The organism is Sphaerisporangium rhizosphaerae, from assembly GCF_042665155.1.
GTDB lineage: Bacteria > Actinomycetota > Actinomycetes > Streptosporangiales > Streptosporangiaceae > Sphaerisporangium > Sphaerisporangium rhizosphaerae.
The window spans coordinates 17192-40394 of sequence record NZ_JBHTCG010000023.1; the positions used below are offsets into that span (position 1 = coordinate 17192).

Below are 23203 nucleotides of genomic sequence, written 5' to 3' on the forward strand. Positions count from 1 at the left end.
ATGTACCCCAAGATCGCCGGCTATCACGTCCCCGGCCGCCGAGCGAAACCAGTCCGATGAGCGGATCAGTGGCCGACCACGTCGGAGTCCACGGCGGCGGCCTCGCCCTTGTCCAGGGCGCTGATCGCCGCCACCTCCTCGGCGGTGAGGGAGAAGTCGAACACGTCGATGTTCGCCCTGACCCGCTCGGGGGTCGCGGACTTCGGCACCGTGATCAGGCCGAGGTCCAGGTGCCAGCGGAGCACGATCTGGGCCGGCGTCTTGCCGTACCGCTCGGCCAGGCCGGTGACGACCTTCTCCGACAGCGGCCCGGTGCCGCTGCCGCCCAGCGGGCTCCACGACTGCGTGGCGATGCCGTGGGCGGCGTGGTAGGCGCGGGCGGCGTCCCGGGTGAGGTCCGGATTGAGCTGGATCTGGTTGACGTCGGGCACCACCCCGGTCTCGGCCACGATGCGGTCGATGTGCGCGGGCTTGAAGTTGGAGACGCCGATGGCGCGCACCCGGCCGTCCTGGAGCAGCTTGACCAGGCCCTTCCACGCCTCGACGAACCGGTCCTGCCGGGGCAGGGGCCAGTGGATCAGGTAGAGGTCGACGTAGTCCACGCCCAGCCGATCGGCGCTCGCCTGGAACGCCTCCTGCGCCGCCTGGTAGCCGTGCCACTCCCCGTTCAGCTTGGTGGTGACGAACAGCTCCTCGCGCGGCACTCCGGAGGCGCGCAGGCCCCGCCCCACCCCCACTTCGTTGCCGTAGGCGTAGGCGGTGTCGAACAGCCGGTAGCCGGCCTGGACGGCGTCGGCGACGACCACCTCGGCCTCGCCGTCGGTCATCGGGTAGGTGCCCAGCCCGATCGCGGGGATCGAGGCGCCGTTGACCAGCTTGACGGTGGGTGCGGCGGGTGCGGCGGGTACTGCCATGTGCGGGACTCCTCGGCGGCGCGTGCGCGCGTAGCGGGCCGGCTGATCGGCCGATCAGCGGTGCACCTGTCCAATCCCCCGAAGGCCGGGTGTATTCCACCGGGACGGCCGTCCTCCGTCCCGGCGCGCCGGGACACCCAGGATTCACGTCCGGGCGGTTCCCGGTCCGGCGGGCGGGTACCTGAAGCGGACGTCCCATCCCTTCGAGCGGAAAGGACCGCCCATGGCCGACCGGCAGCGCGTCGTCATCGCCGGCGCGGGGTTCGCGGGTTTCACCGCCGCACGCCGCCTCGCCCGCCTCGCCAAAGGCGCGATCGAGATCGTCCTGGTCAACCCCACCGACTACTTCCTCTACCTCCCCCTGCTGCCGGAGGTGGCGGCCGGCGTCCTGGACCCCCGCAAGGTGGCCATCCCCCTGTCGGGCAACCTGCCCGGCGTCCGGCACCTGCTGGCCGCCGTGGACCGGGTGGACGCCGACGCGCGCCGCGTCGAGTGCACCGACGCCGAGGGCAACCGGCGCGAGCTGCGCTACGACCGGCTGCTCCTCGCGGTCGGCAGCGTGAACAAGCTGCTGCCCATCCCCGGGGTGGCCGAGCACGCCCACGGCTTCCGCAGCGTCGCCGAGGCGCTGTACCTGCGCGACCACCTGATCCGCCAGATCGAACTGGCCGACGCGAGCGACGACCCCAAGGAGCGCGAGGCGCGCTGCACGTTCGTCGTGGTGGGCGCCGGCTACACCGGCACCGAGGTCGCGGCGCAGGGCCAGTTGCTCACCCGGGACGCCAAGCGCCGCCGGCCGGGGCTGGGCGAGCAGCCCGACCGCTGGCTGCTGGTCGACAAGGCCCCCCGCATCCTGCCCGAGCTCGACGAGCGCCTGTCGCGCACGGCGCACCGCACGCTCATCGGGCGCGGCCTCGACATCCGGCCCGGCATCACCGTGTCGGAGGCCACCGCCGACGGGGTCAAACTGTCCGACGGGGAGTTCGTGCCCACCCATTCGCTCATCTGGTGCGTCGGCGTCCGCCCCGACCCGCTGGTCGAGTCGCTCGGCCTGCCGACCGAGCGCGGCCGGCTGCTCGTGGACGAGTATCTGTCGGTCCCGGGGCGTCCGGAGATCTTCGCCTGCGGCGACGCGGCGGCGGTGCCCGACCTCACCCGTCCGGGCGAGTACACGGCGATGACCGCCCAGCACGCCACCCGCCAGGGGACGCGCGCCGCCGACAACATCGCCGCCTCCTACGGCCGCAAGGAGCGCCGTCCCTACCGGCACGGCGATCTAGGGTTCGTGGTGGACCTGGGCGGGGCCAAGGCGGCCGCCAATCCGCTCGGCGTGCCGCTGTCCGGCCTGGCCGCCAAGGCGGTGACGCGGGGATACCACCTGCTGGCCGTGCCCGGCGGGCGCACCCGCATCGCCGGGAACTGGCTGCTGGACGCGGTGCTGCCCCGGCAGACCGTCCAGCTCGACCTGGTGCGCGGCTCGGCGGTCCCGCTCGACTCGACCACCCCCGAGCGCCCGCACGCCCAGGACGGCTGACCGCGCCCGCCGGGCACCGCCCCACCTGGGCGGTGTTTGGCGCGGGCGGTGGTGGTAGAGAGGCGGGATGCCCGATGACGATCTACGTCCCGGCGTCCTGGTGGGCACGGCCTCGTGGACCGACCGGAGCCTGCTCACCTCCGGCTGGTACCCCAAAGACGCCACCACCCCCGCGGCGCGGCTGGCCTACTACGCCTCACGGTTCCCGCTGGTCGAGGTGGACGCCACCTACTACAACCCCCCGTCCCTGCGTACCGCCGAGGCCTGGCGCGACCGCACCCCGCCCGGCTTCACCTTCGACGTCAAGGCCTTCTCCCTGCTGACCGGCCACCCGACCCGGACGCGGTCGCTGTACAAGGACCTGCGCGAACGGCTCGGCACCGCCAAGGACACCGTCTACCTGCGCGACGTGGGCCCCGACATCGCCGAGGAGGTCTGGGGCCGCTTCCTCGGCGCGCTGACGCCGCTGCACGAGGCCGGCAAGCTCGGGGCCATCCTGCTGCAGTTCCCGCCGTGGCTGGTCCCCGGCGAGCGCGGCCTGCGCTACGTGCTGCACTGCGTGGAACGCTGCCGGCCCATGCGCGCCAGCGTGGAGTTCCGCAACGCCGGCTGGATGGCCCCCGAGCGCCGCGACGAGACCATCGGCTTCCTGGCCGAGCACGGCATCCCCTACGTGGCGGTCGACATGCCGCAGGGGCACCCCTCCTCGGTCCCGCCCGTGCTCACGGCGACCGCCGACCTGGCCGTCGTCCGCTTCCACGGCCACTCCGACAAGTGGGCCAGCAAGGTCATCGAGGAGCGGTTCGGCTACCTGTACTCCGAGCAGGAGCTGGAGAAGTGGGCCGTCGACATCGCCGGCCTGGCCTCCCGCGCCCGCACCGTCCACGTGCTGATGAACAACTGCTGCGCCGACAACGCCCAGCGCAACGCCGCCCACCTGGCGTCTCTGCTCGCCGCCGGGGCGCCCGCCGCAGGATGATCCGGCCCCGGGCCGCGGTTGCTCTTGACGGTGGAGCGACGGGGACCATACATTCCCCGGCAACTGAGGCAGGTGGGGAAATATGGCCGGCACGCAGGACGAACCCATAGATCAGCCGTACGGCCGCGCGGGCGGCGGCGGGCTCAAGGTGGAGGTCCACGGGCTCGACGTCATCGGTGACGCCGAGCGCAAGGGACGCCCCCGGCAGCTGTTCTGGCCCTGGTTCGGGGCCAACGTGTCCATCCTCGGGCTCAGCTACGGCTCCTTCGCGCTGGGCTTCGGCGTCTCCTTCTGGCAGGCGGTCGCGGCCGGGCTGGCCGGCATCCTGTTCTCGTTCCTGCTGTGCGGGTTCGTGGCGCTGGCGGGCAAGCGGGGCTCGGCGCCCACGATGGTGCTGAGCAGGGCCGCCTTCGGCGTGCGGGGCAACCGGCTGCCCTCGGCGATCTCGTGGCTGCTGACCGTCGGCTGGGAGACGGTGCTCACCGCCCTGGCGACCCTGGCCACCGCGACGGTGTTCGACCGGCTCGGCTGGGGAGGCGGCACCCCGACCAAGCTCGCCGCGCTCGTCGTGGTGACCCTGCTGATCATCGCGGGCGGCGTCATGGGCTTCGACGTGATCATGCGCATGCAGACGGTCATCACCGTGGTCACCGGCGCGCTGACCGTGGTCTACATCTTCCTGGTCGCCGGCCACATCCACTGGGACGCGGTCGCCGCCATCCCCGCCGGGCCGCCGCAGGCGTTCATCGGGGCGCTGGTCTTCATGATGACCGGCTTCGGGCTCGGCTGGGTCAACGCGGCGGCCGACTACTCCCGCTACCTGCCCCGCCGGTCCTCCGGCGCGGGCGTGGTGGGCTGGACGACCTTCGGGGCGTCGCTGGCCCCGGTGGTGTTGCTGATCTTCGGCCTGCTGCTGGCCGGGTCGTCCAAGGGGCTCAACGAGGCGATCGCCGCCGACCCGATCGGCGCGCTGACGACCGTGCTACCCACCTGGTTCCTCATCCCCTTCGCCGCGGTGGCCGTCCTCGGCCTGGTCGGCGGCGCGGTGCTGGACATCTACTCCTCGGGGCTCGCGCTGCTCGCCGCCGGCCTGCGCGCGCCGCGCTACGTCGCCGCCCTGATCGACGGCGTGCTGATGGTCGCGGGCACCGTGTACATCGTGTTCTTCGGCGGCACGTTCCTCGGGCAGTTCATCGGGTTCCTGACGACGCTCGGCGTGCCGATCGCCGCCTGGTGCGGGGTCATGCTGGCCGACGTGGCGCTGCGCCGCCGCGACTACGACGAGGCCGACCTGTACCGCCCGGCGGGCCGCTACGGGGACGTGCCCCTGACGCCGGTGGCGGTGGTCGTCGTCGCCACGGCCATCGGGTGGGGCCTGGTCACCAACACCTCGGCGAGCTGGCTCGGCTGGCAGGGCTACCTGCTCGGCCCGCTCGGGCTCGGCGGGACCTCCGGCTCCTGGGCCTTCGCCAACCTCGGCGTGCTGGTGGCGCTGGTGCTCGGTTTCGCGGCGACGCTGCTCGCCCGCCGCGTCCACGTCCGCGCGCAGGAGGACCTGCCGTCCACCGGCCCGGACGCCGAGCCCGCCGGCGCCCGCCCCTGAACGGCTTCCGACGCCGGGGCGGCCGGCCCGGCCCCGCGGGCGGGCCGGGCGTCAGACGTCCACGATGCCGCCGGTGCGCCAGTACACGTTGTTCTCCCTGCCGAGCAGGCCCTCGTCGATGAGGTAGCGCCGCAGGGCGGCGTAGTCGTCGTGGAAGGCGCGCAGCACCACGTTCACGTCCTTCTCGGCGTAGCGGACGCCGGGCTCGAACGCGCGGGCGATGTAGTTGAGCACCGCCAGGCGCTTCTCGCGCCGCGTCGGGATCGCCCGCAGGCGCCCCTCGACCAGGAAGGTGCGCACGACGCGCTCCTCGGCCGAGACCGGCGCGGCGGGCGGCCTGGCGCCGGCGTGCAGCAGTTCACGGAACCGCTCGCGCCGCACCCGCCAGCCCGCGCCCTCGCGCACGGCCAGCCCGCCGCGCTCCAGCCGCTCCAGCGCCCGGCGCGCGGCGTCCGGGGCGAGGCCGCAGCCGTCCGCCGACCCGTGCAGGACCAGGGCGGACAGCACGCGCAGGGTGTCCTCCTGGTACAGCAGGCCGAGGACGCGCCTGACCGCTTCGTCGATTTCGCCGGTCTCCCCGGTCTCAGCGGTCTCGCCGGTTCCGCCCGTCGCCCCGATGCCCTCGATGTCGTGCTCGCTCATGGTCTCCAGCCGATCGACGCCGCGCGGGCCTGGTCCCTTCGCCCTGGTACGGCCCGCCAGGTCGATCCTCGCACTGGTCGAGGACTCGATCGGTCACACGGCCCGGTCGTACTGGTGCGGCCAGCGCGGTCCGGCGCCGAGCTCGCGGGCGGCGCGGTTCGGCCAGTACGGGTCGCGCAGCAGCTCGCGGCCGAGCAGGACGGCGTCGGCCTGTCCCGAGGCGACGATCTCCTCGGCCTGCCGCGGCTCGGTGATCAGGCCGACCGCGGCGGCGGGGAGGTCGGTCTCGGCCTTCACCCGGGCGGCGAGCGGCACCTGGTAGCCGGGGCCGAGCGGGATACGGGCGTCCGCCGCGTTGCCGCCGGAGGAGGTGTCCAGCAGGTCGACGCCGTGGGCCAGCAGCTCCTTGGCCAGCAGCACGGTGTCTTCGGCGGTCCAGCCCTGACGAGGGTCCTCGGCGTTCTCGGTGAGCCAGTCGGTCGCCGAGACGCGGAACAGGACGGGCAGGTCGTCGGGCCAGACGGCGCGCACGGCGTCGACGACCTCCAGGGCGAGGCGGACGCGGTTGCCGTGGGAGCCGCCGTAGGCGTCGGTTCGGTGGTTGCTGTGCGGCGAGAGGAACTCGTTGATCAGGTACCCGTGGGCGCCGTGCACCTCGACCACCTGGAACCCGGCGGCGAGCGCCCGGCGCGCGGCCTGCGCGAAGGCCTCGACGACGCGCCCGATCTCCGCGACGCTCAGTTCGGCGGGCTCGGGGTACCCGCCGGCGAACGGGATCGGGCTGGGCGCGGCCGGCCGCCAGCCCCCGTCCTGCGGCCCGACCGGGCGGCCCCCGCGCCAGGGCCGGTCGGTGGACGCCTTGCGCCCCGCGTGGGCGAGCTGGATGCCGGGCACGGCGCCGTGCTCGCGCAGGAAGCTCGTGATGCGGGTGAACTCGTGCTGCTGGCGGTCGTTCCACAGGCCCAGGTCGTAGGGGCTGATGCGGCCCTCCGGCGTCACGGCGGTGGCCTCGGTGATGATCAGACCGGCCCCGCCGACGGCCCTGGCCGCCTGGTGGGCGAGGTGCCAGTCGGTGGGCGCCCCCTGGTCAGGACCGTCGGAGGCCGCGCTGTACTGGCACATCGGTGCCATCCAGACCCGGTTGGGGATGGTGAGGTTCCGCAGGGGCAACGGCTCGAACAACGCGCTCACGTCTTCGCTCCTTGAGGTCAGGGCCGGAGTTCCGTCCCGTGTGCCGGGCGGCAGCTTGTACGATACATGGCGTACTACGGTAAGTGTCAAACTACGGCGACCGTCGTACAATGAGTGACTGATCGAGGGAGGGAACACCGTGACGTCGACGTCCGCCAGAGAGCTGGAGCATCCTCAGTGCGGGGAGATCCGGCTGGAGGCGGTGCTGCACGCGCTCTCCGACCCCATGCGCCTGCAGATCGTGCGCTACCTGGCCACGCTCGGCCGCGACGGCGAGGCGCCGTGCTCGGCCATCGACCTGGTGGTCACCAAGTCCACCTCCACCCACCACTTCCGCGTCCTGCGCGAGGCCGGGGTGATCTGTCAGATCTACCAGGGCACGGCGAAGATGAACCGGCTCCGCCGCGAGGACCTCGACGAGCTGTTCCCCGGCCTGCTCGGCACCATCCTGGACGCCGACGCCGCCCAGTGCCGCCGCCTCGGCGACGGCCACTGACCGAACGGGCACGCGCGAGGGTGCGCGCGACGGCCCGGCCGCACGGGCGACGGCGCGGACGTGATCGCCGCCACGGGCGCGGCGCCGGCGGTGACGAGCGGCCGACCTGGAGATGAATTCTCGGCCGTCCCGCCCGCCGGAGGATTAGAGGCCGCCCGTGGCGTCATATCAGCCGCATGGATGCGAACACGGTGCTCCTGGCACTCGTCGTCGTCACGGCCCTGTCCTTCGACTTCACCAACGGCTTCCACGACACCGCCAACGCCATGGCGACCTCCATCGCCACCGGGGCGCTGCGCCCCAAGGTCGCGGTCGCCCTGTCCGCGGCGCTCAACTTCGCGGGCGCGTTCCTGTCCCTCCAGGTCGCGGCCACCATCGCGACCGGCATCGTGGACAGCGGCGCCATCACCCTCACCGTCGTGTTCGCCGGGCTGGTCGGCGGCCTGGCCTGGAACCTGGTGACGTGGTACTTCGGCATCCCGTCGAGCTCGTCGCACGCGCTGATCGGCGGCGTGGTCGGGGCCACGCTCATCGCGGCCGGCGCCTCGGCGGTCAAGGGCGCGGCGGTGGTGTCCAAGGTGCTGGTCCCCGCGTTGCTGGCCCCGGTCGCGGCGATCCTGGTCGCCACCCTCGGCACCTATCTGGTCTACACCCTGACCAGGAACGTCCCCGACGGCACGCGGTCCCGCGGGTTCCGGTACGGGCAGATCGGGTCGGCCTCACTGGTGTCGCTCGCGCACGGCACCAACGACGCCCAGAAGACCATGGGCATCATCACGCTGGCGCTGATCGCCGGGGGCGTGGTCTCCAAGGAGGCCGGTCCCCCGCTGTGGGTGATCATCTGCAGCGCGAGCGCGATCGCCCTGGGCACCTACCTGGGCGGGTGGCGGGTCATCCGCACCCTGGGCAAGGGCCTGACCGAGATCGAGACCCCGCAGGGCTTCGCCGCCGAGACCTCCTCGGCCGCGGTGATCTTCGCCTCGTCCCACTTCGGCTTCCCGCTGTCGACCACGCACGTCTGCACCGGCTCGGTGATCGGGTCGGGCCTCGGCAAGCGCCTGTCGGAGGTGCGCTGGGGGGTGGCGGCCAGGATGCTGCTGGCATGGCTGGTCACGCTGCCCGCGGCGGCGGCCGTGGGCGCGCTCGCCTGGACCGGCGCCACCCGCATCGGCGGCACGCTCGGGGTGGCCGCCGTCCTGGCCGTCGCCCTGGTGCTGTCCGGGGCGCTGTACCTGGCCTCGCGCCGCACCGCGGTGCACGCCGGCAACGTCAACGCCGACTGGACCGGGCGGCTCACCCCCGCCCCGGCGATGGAGGGAAGGGCCGCGTGAACGACTACATCGACCTGGACGCCCTCTGGAAGGTCATGGTCGCCTCGCTGGTCGCGGGGGCCGGCCTGGCCGCGGTCTTCTCCCTGGCCCTGGCCGGGCTGTCCACCGGCCGCCCCGCGGGCCGCGCCGCCGCGGGCCTGTGCCTGCTCGTCGTCGCCGCCGCCATCGCCCTCGGCCTGTACGTGATGCTCGCCGCGTAGCCCCTCCCGGCTCGCCCCTGGAACCCCCGCGCGGCGGGGCGCAAGAGGGGCGAGCCGAACTTGTGATGAAACCGTCCTTGCTAATCACGCCTGTCGTGGGCAATTATTTTCATCCGATCACTCATCGGTGAAAGGAACGCCCGTGACCGGAGGTGCGCTGGGCCGGATCCAGACGGAACTGCCTGGACTGCCCGAGGCCCTCCGGCGTGTCGGTGAGGCGATCATGGAGGATCCCGCCCTGGCGGCGCGCTCGACGATCACCGCGCTGGCCGGCCGCAGCGGCAGCTCCCCGGCGACCGTGACCCGGTTCTGCCGCCTGTTCGGCTTCGCCGGGTACGCCGGGCTGCGGGTGGCGCTCGCGACCGAGACCGGCCGCGCCGCCCAGGCGCACTGGGGCGCGGGGGTCGGCCGGGAGATCGGGCCCGCCGACGCCCTTGAGTCGGTGGTGGAGGTGGTGGCCGCGGCCGACACCCGCCTCATCCAGGAGACCGCGGCCCAGCTCGACCTGGCCGTGGTCGGCAAGGTCGCCGACGCCGTGCTGGCCGCCGGCCGGGTGCTGCTGTTCGGCGTGTCGGCCAGCGGCGCCGTCGCCGGCATGCTGGAGGGCCGCCTGCGCCGCATCCGGGTGCCCTGCTGGAGCTTCACCGACCCGCACGACGCGCTCGCCGACGCGGCGCTGCTCGGCCGGGGCGACGTCGCCATCGGCATCTCCCACCGGGGCCGCACCCGCGAGGTGCTGGAGGCCCTCGCCGAGGCCGCCAAGCACGGCGCGACCACCGTGGCGGTGACCTCCTTCGCCCGCTCGCCGCTGGCCGAGGCCGCCGACCTGGTGCTGACCACCGCCAGCCGGGCGACGACGTTCCGCCCCGGCGGCCTGGCCGCCGTCCACTCGCAGCTGCTCGTCCTCGACGTGGTGTACGTCGCGGTCGCCCAGCGCACCTTCGAACGCGCCGACCAGGCGTTCGAGCTGACGATCAGGGCCGTCGAAGGCCACCGCGTGGAGAGGAGCTGAGAGAATTGGACATCAGTGCCGCCGCCTACGTCCAGAAGGTCGAGACGCTGGTGCGCGAGGTCGCCGCCGGCCAAGAGCGGGCCGTGCGCGACGCCGCGACGCTGCTGTGCGCCTGCCTGCGCGGCGACGGGGTGATCCAGGCGTTCGGCTCGGGCCACTCCGAGGCGATCGCGATGGAGATCGCCGGGCGGGCCGGCGGGCTCGTGCCCACCAACCGGCTGGCCCTGCGCGACCTGGTGCTGTACGGCGGGGAGCCGCCCGGCCTGCTCGGCTCGCCGGAGCTCGAACGCGACCCCTCGATCGCCCGGCGCATCTACGAGCTGGCGCCGGTGCGGCCGCAGGACGCCTTCGTCATGATCTCCAGCTCAGGGGTGAACGGCTCGGTGGTGGAACTGGCCTCGATCGTCAAGGAGCGCGGGCACAAGCTCGTCGCCCTGACCTCGGTGCGGCACAGCTCCGAGATGAAGTCCCGCCACCCCACCGGGCTCAAACTGCTCGACCTCGCCGACGTGGTGCTGGACAACGGCGCCCCGTACGGAGACGCCGTCATCCCGCTCCCGGGCGGCGGCACCTTCGGAGCGGTGTCGACGATCACCTCGGCCCTGCTCGCGCAGATGGTCGTCGCCGAGGTGGTCAGGGAACTGCTGGAGGCCGGCGAGGCGCCGCCGATCTACCGCTCGGCCAACGTCCTCGGCGGCGACGAGCACAACCGGGCACTGGAAGCCCGCTACGCCGGACGCATCCGCCGCGGCGGATGACCGCGCCCGGGCCGCGCGGGCCGCGCGGTCCGGGCAGCCCAGGCGACCTTCCACCCGCACACGACCCGACCAGGTTCGACCAGAGAACCGCCCGGCGTGCCGGGGCCCGCCTCACGGGCCCCGGGACGGCGGTCCGGGACTCCCGCCCCCCAGGAGGACTGATGGCGCAAAACCCTGTCACCCGGCGCGAGCTGCTGCGCAGCGCCGCCCTCGCGGGACTGCTGATCCCGGCCGCCGGCACGCTGTCGGCGTGCGCGACCCCGGCGGGCGGCGGCGGCCCCTCCAGCTCGGCGCCGCAGGCCACCGGGCCCACGAGCGCCGCCAACCCGCTCGGCCTCGCCGAGGACAAGCCGTTCGAGGTGGTGATCTTCGACGGCGGGTACGGCGACGCCTACGCCAGGACCATCCACGAGCCGCTGTTCAAGACCAAGCACCCCAAGGTCGAGATCAAGCACACCGCGACCAAGGAGATCGCCAAGACCCTGCAGCCGCGGTTCGCCGGCGGCAACCCGCCGGAGTTCGTCAACAACTCCGGCGACAACTCGATGGACTTCGGCGCCCTGGCCCAGGACGGGCAGTTGCAGGACCTCTCCCCCCTGCTCGACGCCCCGAGCTGGGACGATCCGAACGTCAAGGTGCGCGACACCATTTTGCCCTCGGCCATCGAGCTCGGCACCTACGACGGCAAGTACTGCGTGCTCGAGTACGCCAACACGGTGTGGGGCATCTGGTACTCCAAGAAGCTGTTCGACGACAACGGCTGGCAGGTGCCCAAGACCTGGGAGGAGTTCACCGCGCTCTGCGAGCAGATCAAGAAGTCCGGCAAGTGCGCGCCGTTCACCTACGCCGGCAAGCACCCGTTCTACATCTACGAGACCATCCTCACCCTCGCCGCCAAGATCGGCGGCGTCGAGGTGCTGAAGAACATCGACAACCTGGCCGACGGGGCGTGGAAGGCCGAGCCGGTCGCCAAGGCCGCGGGCGCCTTCGCCGAGATCGGCGCCAAGTACCTGCTGCAGGGCACCGAGGGCCTGGACCACATCCAGACCCAGACCGCGCACAACAAGTACCAGGTGGCCATGCTGCCCTGCGGGTCGTGGCTGGAGAACGAGCAGAAGGACTCCACGCCGGCGGACTTCCACTACGCGATGTTCCCGCTCCCGTCCTTCTCCGGCTCCGACGCCCTGCCCTACGGCACGGTGCACTCCCGGCCGGGCGAGGAGTACTTCGTGGCCGCCAGGTCGGCCAACCCCCGCGCGGGCATGGAGTACATGCGTGCCATGCTGTCCAAAGAGGGGGCCGGCAGGTTCAGCGAGTTGCTCAGCACGCTGACCGTGGTGAAGGGCGCCTCACAGGGCCGCAAGCTGACGCCGGGTCTGGAAGCCGCGGCGACGGCGCTGCAGAACGCCGGCGCCAACACCACCTACTTCCGCTTCCGCCAGTGGTACCAGCCGCTGCACGACGAGGTGGCCGCCGCCACCGGCCAGCTCATGGCGGGCCGGCTGAAGGTCGGCGAGTGGGCCGACCGGTGCCAGAAGAAGGCCGACGAGATCAAGGGCGACTCCTCGGTGAAGAAGTTCACCCGCTGAGATCATGGGCGGGAGGGGCCGCGGCCCCTCCCCCGTCCCGCGCGTCCGCCGGGCACGCCAGGCCGCCCCGCGGGCGGGGCCGCCGCCCGCCGTCATCGACAGAAAGCAGATGTCCCATGTCCAGCTCGGCCTCCAACCGGCGCCCGGACGGTTCGCCGTGATCCGCAGGGCCGGACTCCTCCGGGCGCGGTTCATCGCGGGCTTCCTGGTGCTCCCGGTGGCGCTGTACGTGACCTACGTGATCGCGCCCTACGCGCAGGCGTTCTACATCGCGATGACCGACTGGCGCGGGGTGAGCGCCAGCCCAAGGTTCATCGGGCTGGAGAACTTCCGCCGGCTGTTCGCCGACTCGGTGTTCTGGACCGCCGTCGGCCACAACGCGCTGCTGCTGGTGCTGCTGCCGCTGCTGACCATCGTCATCGCCCTGTTCTTCGCCTTCCTGCTCAACGCGGGCGGGGAGTCCGGCGGCGGGCACGGCGGAGTGTTCGGCGCCCGCTTCTACCGCGTGGTGTTCTTCTTCCCCCAGGTGCTGGCGGTCGCGATCGTCGCGGTGCTGTTCCAGCAGGTGTTCCGGCCGGACAGGAGCGGCATGCTGAACGCCCCCCTGATGGCGCTCGGGCTGGACCCGGTCGGTTTCCTGTCCAACCCGGACGTGGCGTTCTGGTCGATACTCGGCGTGCTGGTCTGGCAGGCGGTCGGGTTCTACGTGGTGCTGTTCTCCGCGGGCATGGCCTCCATCCCCCGTGAGATGTACGAGGCCGCGCGCATCGACGGCGCCGGCCGCGCCCAGCTGTTCTTCCAGGTCACCTTGCCGCTGCTGTGGGACACCGTCCAGGTGGGGCTGGTCTACCTCGGCATCGCCGCGCTGGACGTCTTCGCCATCGTGTGGGTGATGACCGCCGAGCACGGCGGCCCCGACCACTCCACGACCGTGATGGCCGCCGAGATCTACCGCAACGCCTTCCAGTACTTCAGGTTCGGCTACGCCTCGGCCCTGGGCGTGGTGCTGTTCTTCTTCACGGTCGCCTTCGCGGCACTGACCCTGCGCCTGTCGCGGCGCGAGCGCATCGAGTTCTAGAGGGAGGCCTGGCGACATGGTTTCGCAGGCAGGCAAGGTGACGCTCGGCCGGAGCGCGTCGCGGGAGCGGCGCAGGGCCCGCCTCGGGCCGCTGTCAGGGCTGTCCCACCTGGCGCTGATCGTGTGGACGGTCCTGGTGGCGGTGCCGATCCTGTGGACGTTCCTGGCCTCGGTCAAGAGCGAGGACGAGATCTTCGGCAGCGCGTGGTCACTGCCCGCGGCGCTGCGCTGGGACAACTGGGCCCGCGCGTGGGACACCGCCCACATCGGCCGTTACATGATCAACAGCGTCATCGTCGTCGGGTTCGGCACGTTCGGCACCATGCTGCTGGGGTCGATGGCGGCCTACGTGCTGGCGCGCTACCGGTTCCGCGGCAACCGGGCGATCTACCTGCTGTTCGTCTCGGGGCTGGCCTTCCCCGTCTACCTGGCGCTGACCCCGCTGTTCTTCGTGGTGCAGAACATGGGCGCCGTGCCGGTGATCGGCCGGTTCATCGGCCTGGACACCCACGGCGGGCTGGTGCTGGTGTACATCGCCTACTCGCTGCCCTTCACCGTCTTCTTCCTGTCGGCGTTCTTCCGCACGCTGCCCGAGGCGGTCGCCGAGGCGGCGTTCGTGGACGGCGCCTCCCACAGCAGGGTGTTCTTCCAGATCATGCTGCCCATGGCCCGGCCGGGCATCGTCAGCATCACGATCTTCAACGTCCTCGGGCAGTGGAACCAGTACCAGATCCCCCTGGTGCTGCTCAGCGGCCAGGCCAAGGACAAGTGGGTGCTCACTCAGGGCATCGCCGACATCTCCACCTCGGCGGGGTACGACGCCGACTGGTCGGCGCTGTTCGCCGCGCTCAGCATGGCGATCCTGCCGATGTTGATCGTCTACACGGTCTTCCAGCGCCAGATCCAGGCCGGCCTCACCGCGGGCGCGCTGAAATGACCTCGCCCCGCGGGTGCGGCCGCACCCGCGGCCGGCCCCGGCATGACGCGACGGCCGGGCCCGGCCCGGTCGTCCGGGCACGCCGCTAACCGGTGCGCACGAACCTGTCGCGGCTCCTGGCGAGGCTGGCCCGGCGCTCGTCGGGGTCGGTCCCTCCCCAGATGCCGTGTTCCTGGCCGGTCCGCACCGCGTAGTCCAGGCACGCGTTCCGCACCGGGCAGCGGCGGCACACGGCCTTCGCCCGTTCGTGCTGGGCATAACCGGGACCCTTCGCCGAGATCGGGAAGAACAGCTCGGGGTCCTCACCGCGGCAGGCGGCACGGCGCAGCCACGAAACGGCCGGTATGAGGGTGTCCTGGATGACCATAGCTATCCCATGAGAGTGAGTGGCGTTATGCGGTCTCTGCCGAGGGTTCGCGTGCCCGCTCTGGTGGGGTTGACACATCTTTGTGGAATTAATTTAAGGAGTCCGTTTTTCCGGATTCGGTCCGTTTACCTCGGCCGGAACCGCTGAGCCCCACTCCTCCTCGTCATCCTCGTCGGCGTACAGGGCCTCCTGGGCGGACCCGGGGGGCACGTGGCGGCGGGGGGTGAAGCCGAGCAGCTCCTCCACCAGCTCGTCGTTGCCGGCGTATCCCGCGTCGGCGTCGAACACCTGGGCGCCGTCCCACAGCGCGAGGATCGTCGAGACCGTGCGCAGCTCGCTGTCGTGCATCAGGTCGTAGTGGGCGATCATCGGGACGGTCGGGTAGGTGCACCACAGGTCGTGGCCGGTCATGAGCAGGTCCAGGCCGAAGCGCACGGTCAGGCCGAGCAGCTCGGGCTTGTAGTTGTCGTCGATGCCGGCGAACGCCTCGTCCAGCGCGATCACCCGCGGGCACGAGGCCCGCCCCGAGGAGTACAACGCGTTGGCGGCGGCGAACAGGGGCAGGTGGATCGAGGCGGACTTCTCCCCGCCGGACATCTGCGAGTGCCTGGCCCGGGTCAGCCGCACCTCCGGCTCGCCGCGCCGGGCCATCAGCAGCTCGAAGGTGTACCAGGAGCGGTAGTCCAGCGCCGCGGCGAGCGCCTCCTTGTAGGTGGCCCGCGAGTGGCGGCCCCGGTGGTCCCTGATCATCCGCCGCAGGTGCCCGCGCAGCGTCGCCAGCCCCTGCCGTCCCAGGGCGTCGGCGTCGCGCACCAGCAGCCCCGCCACCGCGCGCTGCGCGTCGTCGATGCGGTCGGACTGCACCCAGCGGATGCCGATGGTCGTGCCCGAGGACATCGGCTTGGACCGGGTGTCGGCGTTCATGCCGCGCACCAGTTCCCTGGCTGCGGCGACGCGGGCGTGGATCTGCCGGGCCAGCCCCGCGAGCAGCTCGTCCTCCAGGACGGTGCGCTCGCGGTCCTCCAGCAGGACGCCCTGCTCGGCGGCGCGCTCGGCGACCCCGCGGGCGAAGGCCGCCACCGGAACCCGCCCGTCGGCGTCGATCACGTGGACGGTCAGCACCGCGCCGGGCTCCCAGTCGAGCCGGTAGTCCTCCTGGCACCGCTCCAGCGCCGCCTGGAAGTCGCGAAGCCCGTTGGAGACGCGGTCGAGGGTGTTCTTCAGGGTGGCCTCGGTGACGGCGCGCCCTCCCCCGGTCGCCGCCTCGAACGCGTCGATGATCGTCAGGGCGTCGGGGGGCAGGGTGGCGCGGACGCATCCCAGCGGGCCGGGCGCGGGATCTTCGAGCATGAGGTCGGCGACGGACTTGGCGGCCTGCTCGGGCCCCCGGGGGTCGTTCTCCCTCGGCCACGGGGTGGTGTCGGCGACGCCGGCGAGCGGGCGCAGGTCGGCCTGGGTGTAGGGGACCAGCTCGGCGACCTGCCCGGCCAGCGCCTCGAAGGCGCCGGTCAGCGACTCGCGGGCGTGTTCCAGCTCGGCCCCCGCCAGGACCTCGGCCTCGCGCTCCCTGGTGGCGGCGCGGTCGCGTTCGTCGCGGGCCGCGCGCGCCCGTTCGATCAGCCCTTCGGTCTCGGCGATGCGGCCGAGCACGTCGCGCAGGTCGGCGTCGAAAGTGCGCTCGAGCGTCTCCAGCCGCTCGGCCAGCACCGCGTGGGCGGCCTCGCGGGCGGCGAGCGCCGCGGCGGCCTCGGCGTGCTCACCGCCCAGCCGCTCGGCCGTCCGCTCGCGCTCGGCGAGGTCTCCCTGCGCGGTGGCGGCCTTGTCGCGCTCGGCGCGCAGCCCCTCGGCCGCGCGGGTGAGGTCGTCCAGGGCCTGCGCGACGGCGTCCACCTCGCGCGGGTCGCGCGGCATGGACAGCTCGGCGGCGGCCTTGCGGAGCCTGCGGCCGGCCGCGCCGACCTCGGCGACCATCCCGACGAGCTCCCCGCCGGCCTGCTCCAGCCGCGCGCGGGCCACGGCCAGGCGGGTGGCCCGGTCGGCGAGGCCGCGCGCCGCCGCGACGACCGGCGCGGTGCCGGGCAGCTCCTTCCTGGCACGGCCGAAGCCGGCCACGAGCGCGGCGAGGCGCTCGGACTCCTCCTCCAGGCCCGCCAGGGCGGCGGCACGCTCGGCGATGAGCCCGTCGTAGCCGGCCAGGCGGGACGCGCGGCGCGCCGCGCGGGCCGTGGCCCCGATGTACTCGGCCGCCGCCTTCGGCCGGCCGCCGAGGTGCGGCCCGAGGCCGTACCGGGCGTCGGTGCTGACCACCGGGAAGGCGCCGGCCAGGTCGTCGCCGAGGGCGATCGAGCGCAGGACGGTCTCGACGACCTCGGGGGGCACCATGTCCTGGTCTTCGGCGATCAGGACGGCCGCGAGCGTGCGGCCGCCGGGGCGGCGCTCCTCGGGGAGGGCCACCAGATAGCGGCCCGACGCGCCGGCGGCCAGCTCGGCCATGGTCAGCGCGGGGTCGGGGTGGATCCACGCGGTGAGCAGCCCGGCGCCCTCCAGCGCGCCCTCGACGCCGGCGGCGGCCCGCTCGTCCACCCCGTCGGCGAACCGCACCAGCCGCCACAACGGCGCCCCCGCCCGCCCCTCCCCGGCGGACGCCGACCCATCTACGGCGGCCCGCGGCTCGTCCCCAGCGGCCCATGGCTCGTCCGCAGCGATCGCTCGCCGCTCACCGGCGGTCGCCCATCCCTCCCCGGCGGTCGCCTGCCGATCTCCTGATCGGCCCCGGCCGGCGGGACGTGCCTGGCCTTCTCCGCCTTCGCCTCCGCGGCCGCCGGAGTGCCCCGCCTCGCCGGGCGGGGCGTCGTCGCGTTCGGCCGCGACGGCGTCGCGTTCGGCGCGCAGGTCGCCCAGCAGGGCACTCACGCGGGCGTGCTCGGCCCGCACCCGCGCCCTGGCCTCGATCACCTCGGCGCGGCGCTCCTCGGTCAGCTCGCCGAACGCCTCGGGCAGCCGGGGCGCGCCCGGTTCGCCGGCCGCGGCCAGCGTCTGTTCCAGCACGGCGAGGTCCGCCGGGGTCGCCACGGCCCACCCTCCCGGCAACGCGGACGCCCCGAACGCGGCGAAGCCGCCGAGGTCAGGCGCGGCGGAGGCGGCGGGCGCGGCACCAGCAGGCGTGACAGAGCCTGCGGAGGCAGAGGCGGCGGGCGCGGCACCGTCAAGCGTGGCGGAGGCGTCGGGGGCGGTTGCGGGGGCGTCGGGGGCGGTTGCGGGGGCGGCGGCGGGCTCGGCGGGGGCGGGGTTGGCGGTGATCCATTGTGCCGCCCAGTGGGACAGGGCGGCGGAGGCCGTCGTGCGGGCCTCCTCCAGCGCCTCCTGAGCCGACGCCAGAGCCCGCTGCTCAACGGTCACGGCCTGGTCGGCGTCCTGGACCGACCGCTCGGCGCGACCGCGCCGGGCCTCGGCGGCCTCCAGGGCGGCCAGGTGGCCGCGCACGGTCTCCACGTCGCCGCGCCGTGCGGCGGCGCGGGCCCTGGCCATGGCCAGGCCCTCCTCGGGCGCCGCCTCGGCGATCTCGGCGCCGCCCGCGACCCCGGCCCGTCCGGCGGCCTCGGCCAGCTCGTTCAGGTGGCGGTCGGCCTCGGCCCGCGCGCCGGCGAGCCGCCCGGCGACCTTCGCGGCCTCGGCGCCGAGCCGGGCGACGTGCTCGCGGGCCTGGTCCAGGCGCCGCCGCTCGGCGTCGATGCCCGCGCTCTCGCCCGCGACCTGCCGGCGCAGCCCGTCGAGCTCTCCCCTGGCCTGGTAGGCATCGTGCTGCTTGAGCGCCGACAGCCGGCCGTCGTAGCGGTCGAGCTCGGCCTGCGCGGCTTCGCGACCGGCGGCGGCCTCCTGCCGTGCGGCGCGGGCGCGGCGCAGCTCGGGCTCGGCCTGGGCGACCCGGGCGGCGACGCCGGCCGCGCCCTCGACGCGCTCGCCGACGCGGTCGAGCTGGTGGCGGATGTGGGCGCGCAGGTAGGCGGTGTAGTGGTCCAGGAACTCCTTGACCGCCCCGTCGGCGAGGGTCAGGTCGTCGAACAGGCGCTGCACGGCGGCGAGGTTCTCGAAGTCGCGGGCGGCCTGCTCGACCAGCGCAGGGTCGATGGGGCTGAGGCCGGCGCTGAGGGTGTCGGAGACCTTCACCGGGTCGAGGTCCTTGGCCAGCAGCGGGCGGCGCAGCGCCAGCAGCAGGTCCAGAAGCTGGGCGTAGCGTTCTCTGCCGAGCCCGAAGAGGCGGGCGTCCACGGCCGCGCGGTACTCGGTGGCCGTCCGGTAGCGCGCCCCCGGCTCCAGGGACGCCCTGAGCTGCTTCTCGGTGAGCGGCCGGGAGTCGGCCGACAGCAGCCCGAAGTCGACGCCGACCCGCCTGCCGGTCACGAAGAACGAGGAGGCGACGCCGTCGCGGTGGCGGTGGGCGCGCAGGCCGATGACCAGCGTCACGGCCTGCGCGCCCCCGTCCCCCGCGCCGTCGTCGCGGGTGAACTCCATCCACACGTAGCCGTACTCGGCCTCCTGGCCGCGGTAGAGCAGGTTGGACTTCATCGTGCGGTTCTCGCCGCTGAACGGGTCCAGGCGCCGGGCGTCGCTCACCCCGTCCAGGATGAAGGGGAACAGCACCTCAAGGGCCTTGGTCTTGCCCGACCCGTTGTGCCCGCGCAGCACCAGACGCCCGTCGGCGAAGACGAACTCCTCGTCGATGTAGTCCCAGATGTTGATCACACCGGCGCGGGACGGTTTGAATCGGCCGAGAGCGGGTGTCATGAAGAGGGTTCCTCCACGGGAGACGTCGGCGGTTCCAGGTCGAGCCGGCCCTGCTCGGCGCGCTTGTCGGGCAGCGCCAGTGTGATGTTGCGGTAGCGGGCGAACGCCGGGAGCAGCAGCACCCCGCCGGGATGGCGCCGCACCAGGCGCAGTTCGGCCAGCAGCGTCACCGCGGCCTCCAGCAGCCCCTCGGGGTCGTGCTGCCAGGCGGCCGAGAACGACGCCGCGCCCAGCTCGTCGTACAGCTCGTGGATCATGCCCGCCAGCCTGGCCCGCTCGACCAGCGCCACCGGGGCCGGCGGTGCGCCGGTCGCGGCGGGCGCGCGGGCGACGGCGGGCGGCGTCCAGGCCAGCGCGTCGACCACCCCGGCGCGTGGCAGCGCGGCGTCGACGCGCGCGAGCAGCTCGCGCTGGTCGGCGGCCCGCGCGGGCGGCTCGGCGAAGTGCAGCGCCGCCCGCTCGGCGGGATCCTCCAGCAGGTCGGCCATCTTGGCCAGCAGCAGCCCGGCCGCCCTGTTCACCGCCCCTCCCCTGCCGGGGAAGGGCTTGTCGGTGAAGCGGCCGCCGGGGTCGGCCAGCATGACGCCCTCGGCGCGGCGCTCCACGACCAGCCCGGTGAGCCGGGCGAGATCGGCGGCCAGGGCGGGGCGGCGCAGTTCCTCGGCGACCTCCGGCTCCAGCTCGCCGAAGTAGACGACCGGGTGCTCGACCAGGGCGCGGCGGGCCCGGCGGGCCGCCTCGCCGGGACGCGCGCCGCCGTCCGCGCCCTCCAGCAGGCCGGCGGCGCTGGTGAGGTGCTGCACCGGGCGAGCGGGCTTGAACAGCACCGCGCAGACGTCGTGGTCGATGTCGAACAGGGCGTCGCCCCGTTCTGTGTCGTGCGCCCAGGAGTCCAGCGAGCCGTCCGAGATGCGCAGGGCGCCCCGCTCGACCAGCCAGTCGAGGCAGTCGACCACCGCGGCCTTGTGCGCGCCGAGCGTCGGGTCGAAGCCGAGCCCCTCGATGGCTCCGGCGGCCGGGGCGAAGGCCCGCACCAGGTCGGCCAGGCTGATCTCGACGCGCGACCGCTGGAACAGGGCGAGCACCAGGCACAGGTAGGCCAGGCGGCGGCGGTCGAACGGCTTGCCCTTCTTGGCGAACAGGTGGCGCTGGGTGTCGTCCAGGGCGTCCAGGCGGCGCACCACGCGCACCTGGCGGGTGGTCGCGACCACGGTGTAACCGAGCAGCTCGCGCAGGTCGCGGGTGAGCTGGTCGGCCCACGGCAGGACCTGCTCCAGCTCGCCGGGGCGCGGACGGGAGGCGGTGATCAGGTCGTTGGTGAGGACGAGCCGCACGGCGTGCTGGTAGGACCCGAGGTCGCCGGGCGCGACCCCGGCCGCGGCGCCGCGGGCGCTCATCGCAGCGCTCCCCTCGCGTGCGCGGCGGGCGCCAGTTCGAGCCGCAGGCCCGGGAGGTGCAGGACGCCGTGCGGGGTGCGCACCGAGCTGCCCCGCGCCGCGGGGACCAGGCGGACGGTGAGCACCTCGTTGCCGCCGGAGGCGTCGCGCAGCCGGCCGGCGACGATGGTGCGGGCCTCCAGCGCGCGGGTGAGCAGGCGCAGGACGACCCGCGTCTCGGCCTCGTCCAGGACGCGGTCGTGCACGCCCGCCTCGATGAGCCCGCCGGCGGCCTCGCGCTCGGCGGCGCGGTGGGAGGCCTGGCGGCGGCGCAGCTCGCCGCGGATGCCGGCCCTTCCGCGCGCCGGCTGCGGGACGCCCGGCGCGGGAGCCTTCCCCTTGCGGAACAGCGGCACCGAGATCTCGACCCCGGGCGCGTCCCACCAGGTGGAGCGGACCGAGATGTCGTCGGCGTCCTCGTGGACGCCGCCCAGGTGGCGGGCCGTGCGCGTGTTGAAGGCGGCGGCCGTCAGGGCGTGGGCGGCGCCCTCGTCGGGGGCGTTGAACACCCATTCGGCCAGGTGGCGTAGCTGGGTCGACCGGTTGACCCCGCCGCGCTGCGCCTCGGCGATCTGGCGCAGCAGGGCGATGACGCCGGACACGCCCGTCCTGGTGGCGGCGCGCAGCTCGGCGGCGCGGGAGGCCTCGTCGCCGTCGGCGGCGAACCAGGCGCGCAGGACCGCCCAGCGCCGGCGCCAGTCGGAAAGGCGCTCGTCCTGGTGGAGGAAGGGACGCTCGTCGGCCGCGGCGGCCCGGGCCAGCATGGCGGCCACGCCCGTGCGCTCGACGTCGCGTACGGCCCGGTCGAGCCGGGGCAGGTAGCGGTCGAGCTCGGCCATGAAGTCGGTCATGTGCGTGAGCAGGGTGTTCTTGTGGCGCAGGAAGGTCTCGGGAGAGGCGTCGGTGGAGCGGGTGATCTCGCCGAGTGTGAGGTGGAAGCGCGCGGAGCGGCGTGCCATGTCCTCCATGACGCCGTCCAGGCGCGACAGCCGGCGCCAGATCTGCTCGCCGTGGCCGGCGCGGTTGGCCGCGGCCAGCGCCCGCAGGTCGTCCAGGATGTCGGAGAACACCAGGCGGGAGAGGTTGGCGTCCTGCGGCCGGGCCGCGAGCACCTCCTCGACGGCGGCGAACGCCTGGTAGCCGAGCTCGCTGAACTGGTACACCGACTGGCGGTTGCGATAACGGACCAGGCTGCCCGCCCGTGAGGCGTCCTCCAGGCGGTGGACGACGCCGTCGTCGGCCAGGGCGTCCAGGCGGGCGCGGAGGTTCTCCTCGGCGGCCGGCACCTGGTCGTGCACGCGGCCCAGCTCGGCGAGCACGCGGGCGACGTCGTCGGGGTGGGCCTGCATCTGGTGGACGGCCCTCAGGCCGTCCATCGCTCGCAGCACCCACAGGTAGACCAGGTGGTCGTCGCGCCGGGTGAAGTTGAACAGGCGGAAGCGGTCGCTCACGGCGGCGGCGCTCAGCCCGGGCGCGCGCGGCCCGCCCGTGACGGCTCTGTCGGTCATCCCACTCCCCCGGCCGGACCGCGGGGCTCTCCGGCCGGAGGCCCGCGGCGGCGATCGCGTCGATCGCGGGGAAGCGGATCGTCCCTCCCCCGGCTGTCTCACCCACCTGCCTGGCGACCCCGTGTGCGAACAAAGGATCGATACATGGATACACGAAGATCGGCTCTCGTGTGGCGGCCACGCGCCTCGACACCCGTCGCACGGCCCTGGCACGGGCCGTCCCGCGCGCGTCCCTGAGAACTTGCACACGCCGCTATTCGCCGTGTGCTTGGTACGATGCGCGCGTCGTCCCGTGCCGCCGGGCGGCGCGCCTGAGGAGGGACCGGTCATGGGAATCGCCGACGACGCCGTGGAGGTCCGCGCACAGGGCTGGCGCACGCTCGCGGCGCTGCACGGCCTGATCGAGGCCGCCCTCGAACGTGAGCTGCAGGCAGGCCACGGGCTGTCGGTGGTCGAGTACACCGTGCTCGACGCCCTGTCGCGGCAGGACGGCTGGCACATGCGCATGCAGCAGCTCGCCCGGGCGGCGGCGCTGTCCAGCAGCGCGACCACACGGCTGGTCAACCGGCTGGAGGACCGCGGACTGCTGACGCGCGTGCTGTGCCAGGACGACCGCCGCGGCATCTACACCGAGCTGACCTCGGCGGGGGTGGCGCTGCTGGGCGAGGCGCGCCCGGCGCACGACGCCGTCCTCGCCAGGGCCCTCGCGGAGGCCGGCGCCCTTCCCGAGCTGGCCCCCTTGGTCCGGGCGCTGCACCACCTGCCGCCCGTTCCCGCCGCCTCGCCCGCCTCCGCGCCCGCCGCCTCCCCCGCCTCCGGCGCTTCCCCGGCCCGCTGACCGCC

At 73.8% G+C, this 23203-nt stretch carries 19 protein-coding genes; 12 read left to right on the forward strand and 7 right to left on the reverse strand.

Annotated elements, in window-relative coordinates; translation table 11 throughout:
- Positions 1 to 65: 65 nt before the first annotated feature.
- Positions 66 to 914: an aldo/keto reductase gene (locus tag ACFQSB_RS27555; protein WP_354931100.1), complete on the reverse strand. Its 849-nt coding sequence runs from the start codon at positions 912 to 914 to the stop codon at positions 66 to 68.
- Positions 915 to 1137: 223 nt separating this feature from the next.
- Between ACFQSB_RS27555 and ACFQSB_RS27560 the strand changes: the two genes are divergently transcribed.
- The 3 genes from ACFQSB_RS27560 (at position 1138) to ACFQSB_RS27570 (ending at position 5030) form a co-directional block, all read left to right on the forward strand.
- Positions 1138 to 2448 carry an NAD(P)/FAD-dependent oxidoreductase gene (locus tag ACFQSB_RS27560; RefSeq protein ID WP_380829816.1) on the forward strand — a complete coding sequence of 437 codons (1311 nt, stop codon included), beginning with the start codon at positions 1138 to 1140 and terminating at the stop codon, positions 2446 to 2448.
- 67 nt (positions 2449 to 2515) lie between these two features.
- Positions 2516 to 3427, forward strand: coding sequence for a DUF72 domain-containing protein (locus tag ACFQSB_RS27565; protein ID WP_380829817.1), 912 nt, complete (start codon positions 2516 to 2518; stop codon positions 3425 to 3427).
- Between the two features lie 82 nt (positions 3428 to 3509).
- Positions 3510 to 5030 (forward strand): purine-cytosine permease family protein, encoded by a 1521-nt coding sequence (locus ACFQSB_RS27570; protein WP_380829818.1) that lies wholly within the window; start codon positions 3510 to 3512, stop codon positions 5028 to 5030.
- 51 nt (positions 5031 to 5081) lie between these two features.
- Here ACFQSB_RS27570 and ACFQSB_RS27575 read toward each other — a convergent pair whose 3' ends face one another.
- Positions 5082 to 5672, reverse strand: coding sequence for a DUF2087 domain-containing protein (locus tag ACFQSB_RS27575; protein ID WP_380829819.1), 591 nt, complete (start codon positions 5670 to 5672; stop codon positions 5082 to 5084).
- Positions 5673 to 5765: 93 nt separating this feature from the next.
- Entirely contained in the window at positions 5766 to 6863 is a 1098-nt protein-coding gene (locus ACFQSB_RS27580) for an NADH:flavin oxidoreductase/NADH oxidase (RefSeq protein ID WP_380829821.1), read from the reverse strand.
- Between the two features lie 139 nt (positions 6864 to 7002).
- Here ACFQSB_RS27580 and ACFQSB_RS27585 point away from each other — a divergent pair, with 139 nt between their 5' ends.
- From ACFQSB_RS27585 to ACFQSB_RS27620, 8 genes are all read left to right on the forward strand, one after another.
- A complete protein-coding gene (locus ACFQSB_RS27585) occupies positions 7003 to 7359 on the forward strand; it encodes an ArsR/SmtB family transcription factor (RefSeq protein WP_354835512.1) in 357 nt (118 codons plus the stop codon).
- Positions 7360 to 7535: 176 nt separating this feature from the next.
- The gene (locus tag ACFQSB_RS27590; protein WP_380829822.1) at positions 7536 to 8690 is read left to right on the forward strand and encodes an inorganic phosphate transporter; all 1155 of its coding nucleotides are present in this window, start codon (positions 7536 to 7538) and stop codon (positions 8688 to 8690) included.
- A complete protein-coding gene (locus ACFQSB_RS27595; RefSeq protein WP_354835516.1) occupies positions 8687 to 8890 on the forward strand; it encodes a hypothetical protein in 204 nt (67 codons plus the stop codon). Before ACFQSB_RS27590 ends, ACFQSB_RS27595 begins: the two co-directional genes overlap by 4 nt.
- Positions 8891 to 9032: 142 nt before the next feature.
- Positions 9033 to 9902 (forward strand): MurR/RpiR family transcriptional regulator, encoded by an 870-nt coding sequence (locus tag ACFQSB_RS27600; protein WP_354835518.1) that lies wholly within the window; start codon positions 9033 to 9035, stop codon positions 9900 to 9902.
- Positions 9903 to 9907: 5 nt separating this feature from the next.
- Entirely contained in the window at positions 9908 to 10660 is a 753-nt protein-coding gene (locus ACFQSB_RS27605; RefSeq protein WP_354835521.1) for an SIS domain-containing protein, read from the forward strand.
- A 161-nt stretch (positions 10661 to 10821) separates the two neighbouring features.
- Positions 10822 to 12249, forward strand: a complete 1428-nt coding sequence (gene ngcE, locus ACFQSB_RS27610; protein WP_380829823.1) for an N-acetylglucosamine/diacetylchitobiose ABC transporter substrate-binding protein — start codon at positions 10822 to 10824, stop codon at positions 12247 to 12249.
- 109 nt (positions 12250 to 12358) lie between these two features.
- Positions 12359 to 13327: a carbohydrate ABC transporter permease gene (locus ACFQSB_RS27615; protein WP_354835525.1), complete on the forward strand. Its 969-nt coding sequence runs from the start codon at positions 12359 to 12361 to the stop codon at positions 13325 to 13327.
- 16 nt (positions 13328 to 13343) lie between these two features.
- Positions 13344 to 14264: a carbohydrate ABC transporter permease gene (locus ACFQSB_RS27620; RefSeq protein WP_354835527.1), complete on the forward strand. Its 921-nt coding sequence runs from the start codon at positions 13344 to 13346 to the stop codon at positions 14262 to 14264.
- An 85-nt stretch (positions 14265 to 14349) separates the two neighbouring features.
- Here ACFQSB_RS27620 and ACFQSB_RS27625 read toward each other — a convergent pair whose 3' ends face one another.
- From ACFQSB_RS27625 to ACFQSB_RS27640, 4 genes are all read right to left on the reverse strand, one after another.
- Positions 14350 to 14631, reverse strand: a complete 282-nt coding sequence (locus ACFQSB_RS27625) for a WhiB family transcriptional regulator (protein ID WP_354931067.1) — start codon at positions 14629 to 14631, stop codon at positions 14350 to 14352.
- A gap of 93 nt (positions 14632 to 14724) precedes the next feature.
- Positions 14725 to 19416: an SbcC/MukB-like Walker B domain-containing protein gene (locus ACFQSB_RS27630; RefSeq protein WP_380829824.1), complete on the reverse strand. Its 4692-nt coding sequence runs from the start codon at positions 19414 to 19416 to the stop codon at positions 14725 to 14727.
- Positions 19413 to 20813 (reverse strand): DUF2398 family protein, encoded by a 1401-nt coding sequence (locus ACFQSB_RS27635; protein ID WP_380829825.1) that lies wholly within the window; start codon positions 20811 to 20813, stop codon positions 19413 to 19415. Before ACFQSB_RS27635 ends, ACFQSB_RS27630 begins: the two co-directional genes overlap by 4 nt.
- Positions 20810 to 22360 carry a TIGR02677 family protein gene (locus ACFQSB_RS27640; RefSeq protein ID WP_380829826.1) on the reverse strand — a complete coding sequence of 517 codons (1551 nt, stop codon included), beginning with the start codon at positions 22358 to 22360 and terminating at the stop codon, positions 20810 to 20812. The genes ACFQSB_RS27635 and ACFQSB_RS27640 overlap by 4 nt, the downstream gene beginning before the upstream one ends.
- A 328-nt stretch (positions 22361 to 22688) precedes the next feature.
- Between ACFQSB_RS27640 and ACFQSB_RS27645 the strand changes: the two genes are divergently transcribed.
- Positions 22689 to 23198 (forward strand): MarR family winged helix-turn-helix transcriptional regulator, encoded by a 510-nt coding sequence (locus ACFQSB_RS27645; protein ID WP_380829827.1) that lies wholly within the window; start codon positions 22689 to 22691, stop codon positions 23196 to 23198.
- The last annotated feature ends 5 nt before the right edge of the window (positions 23199 to 23203 follow it).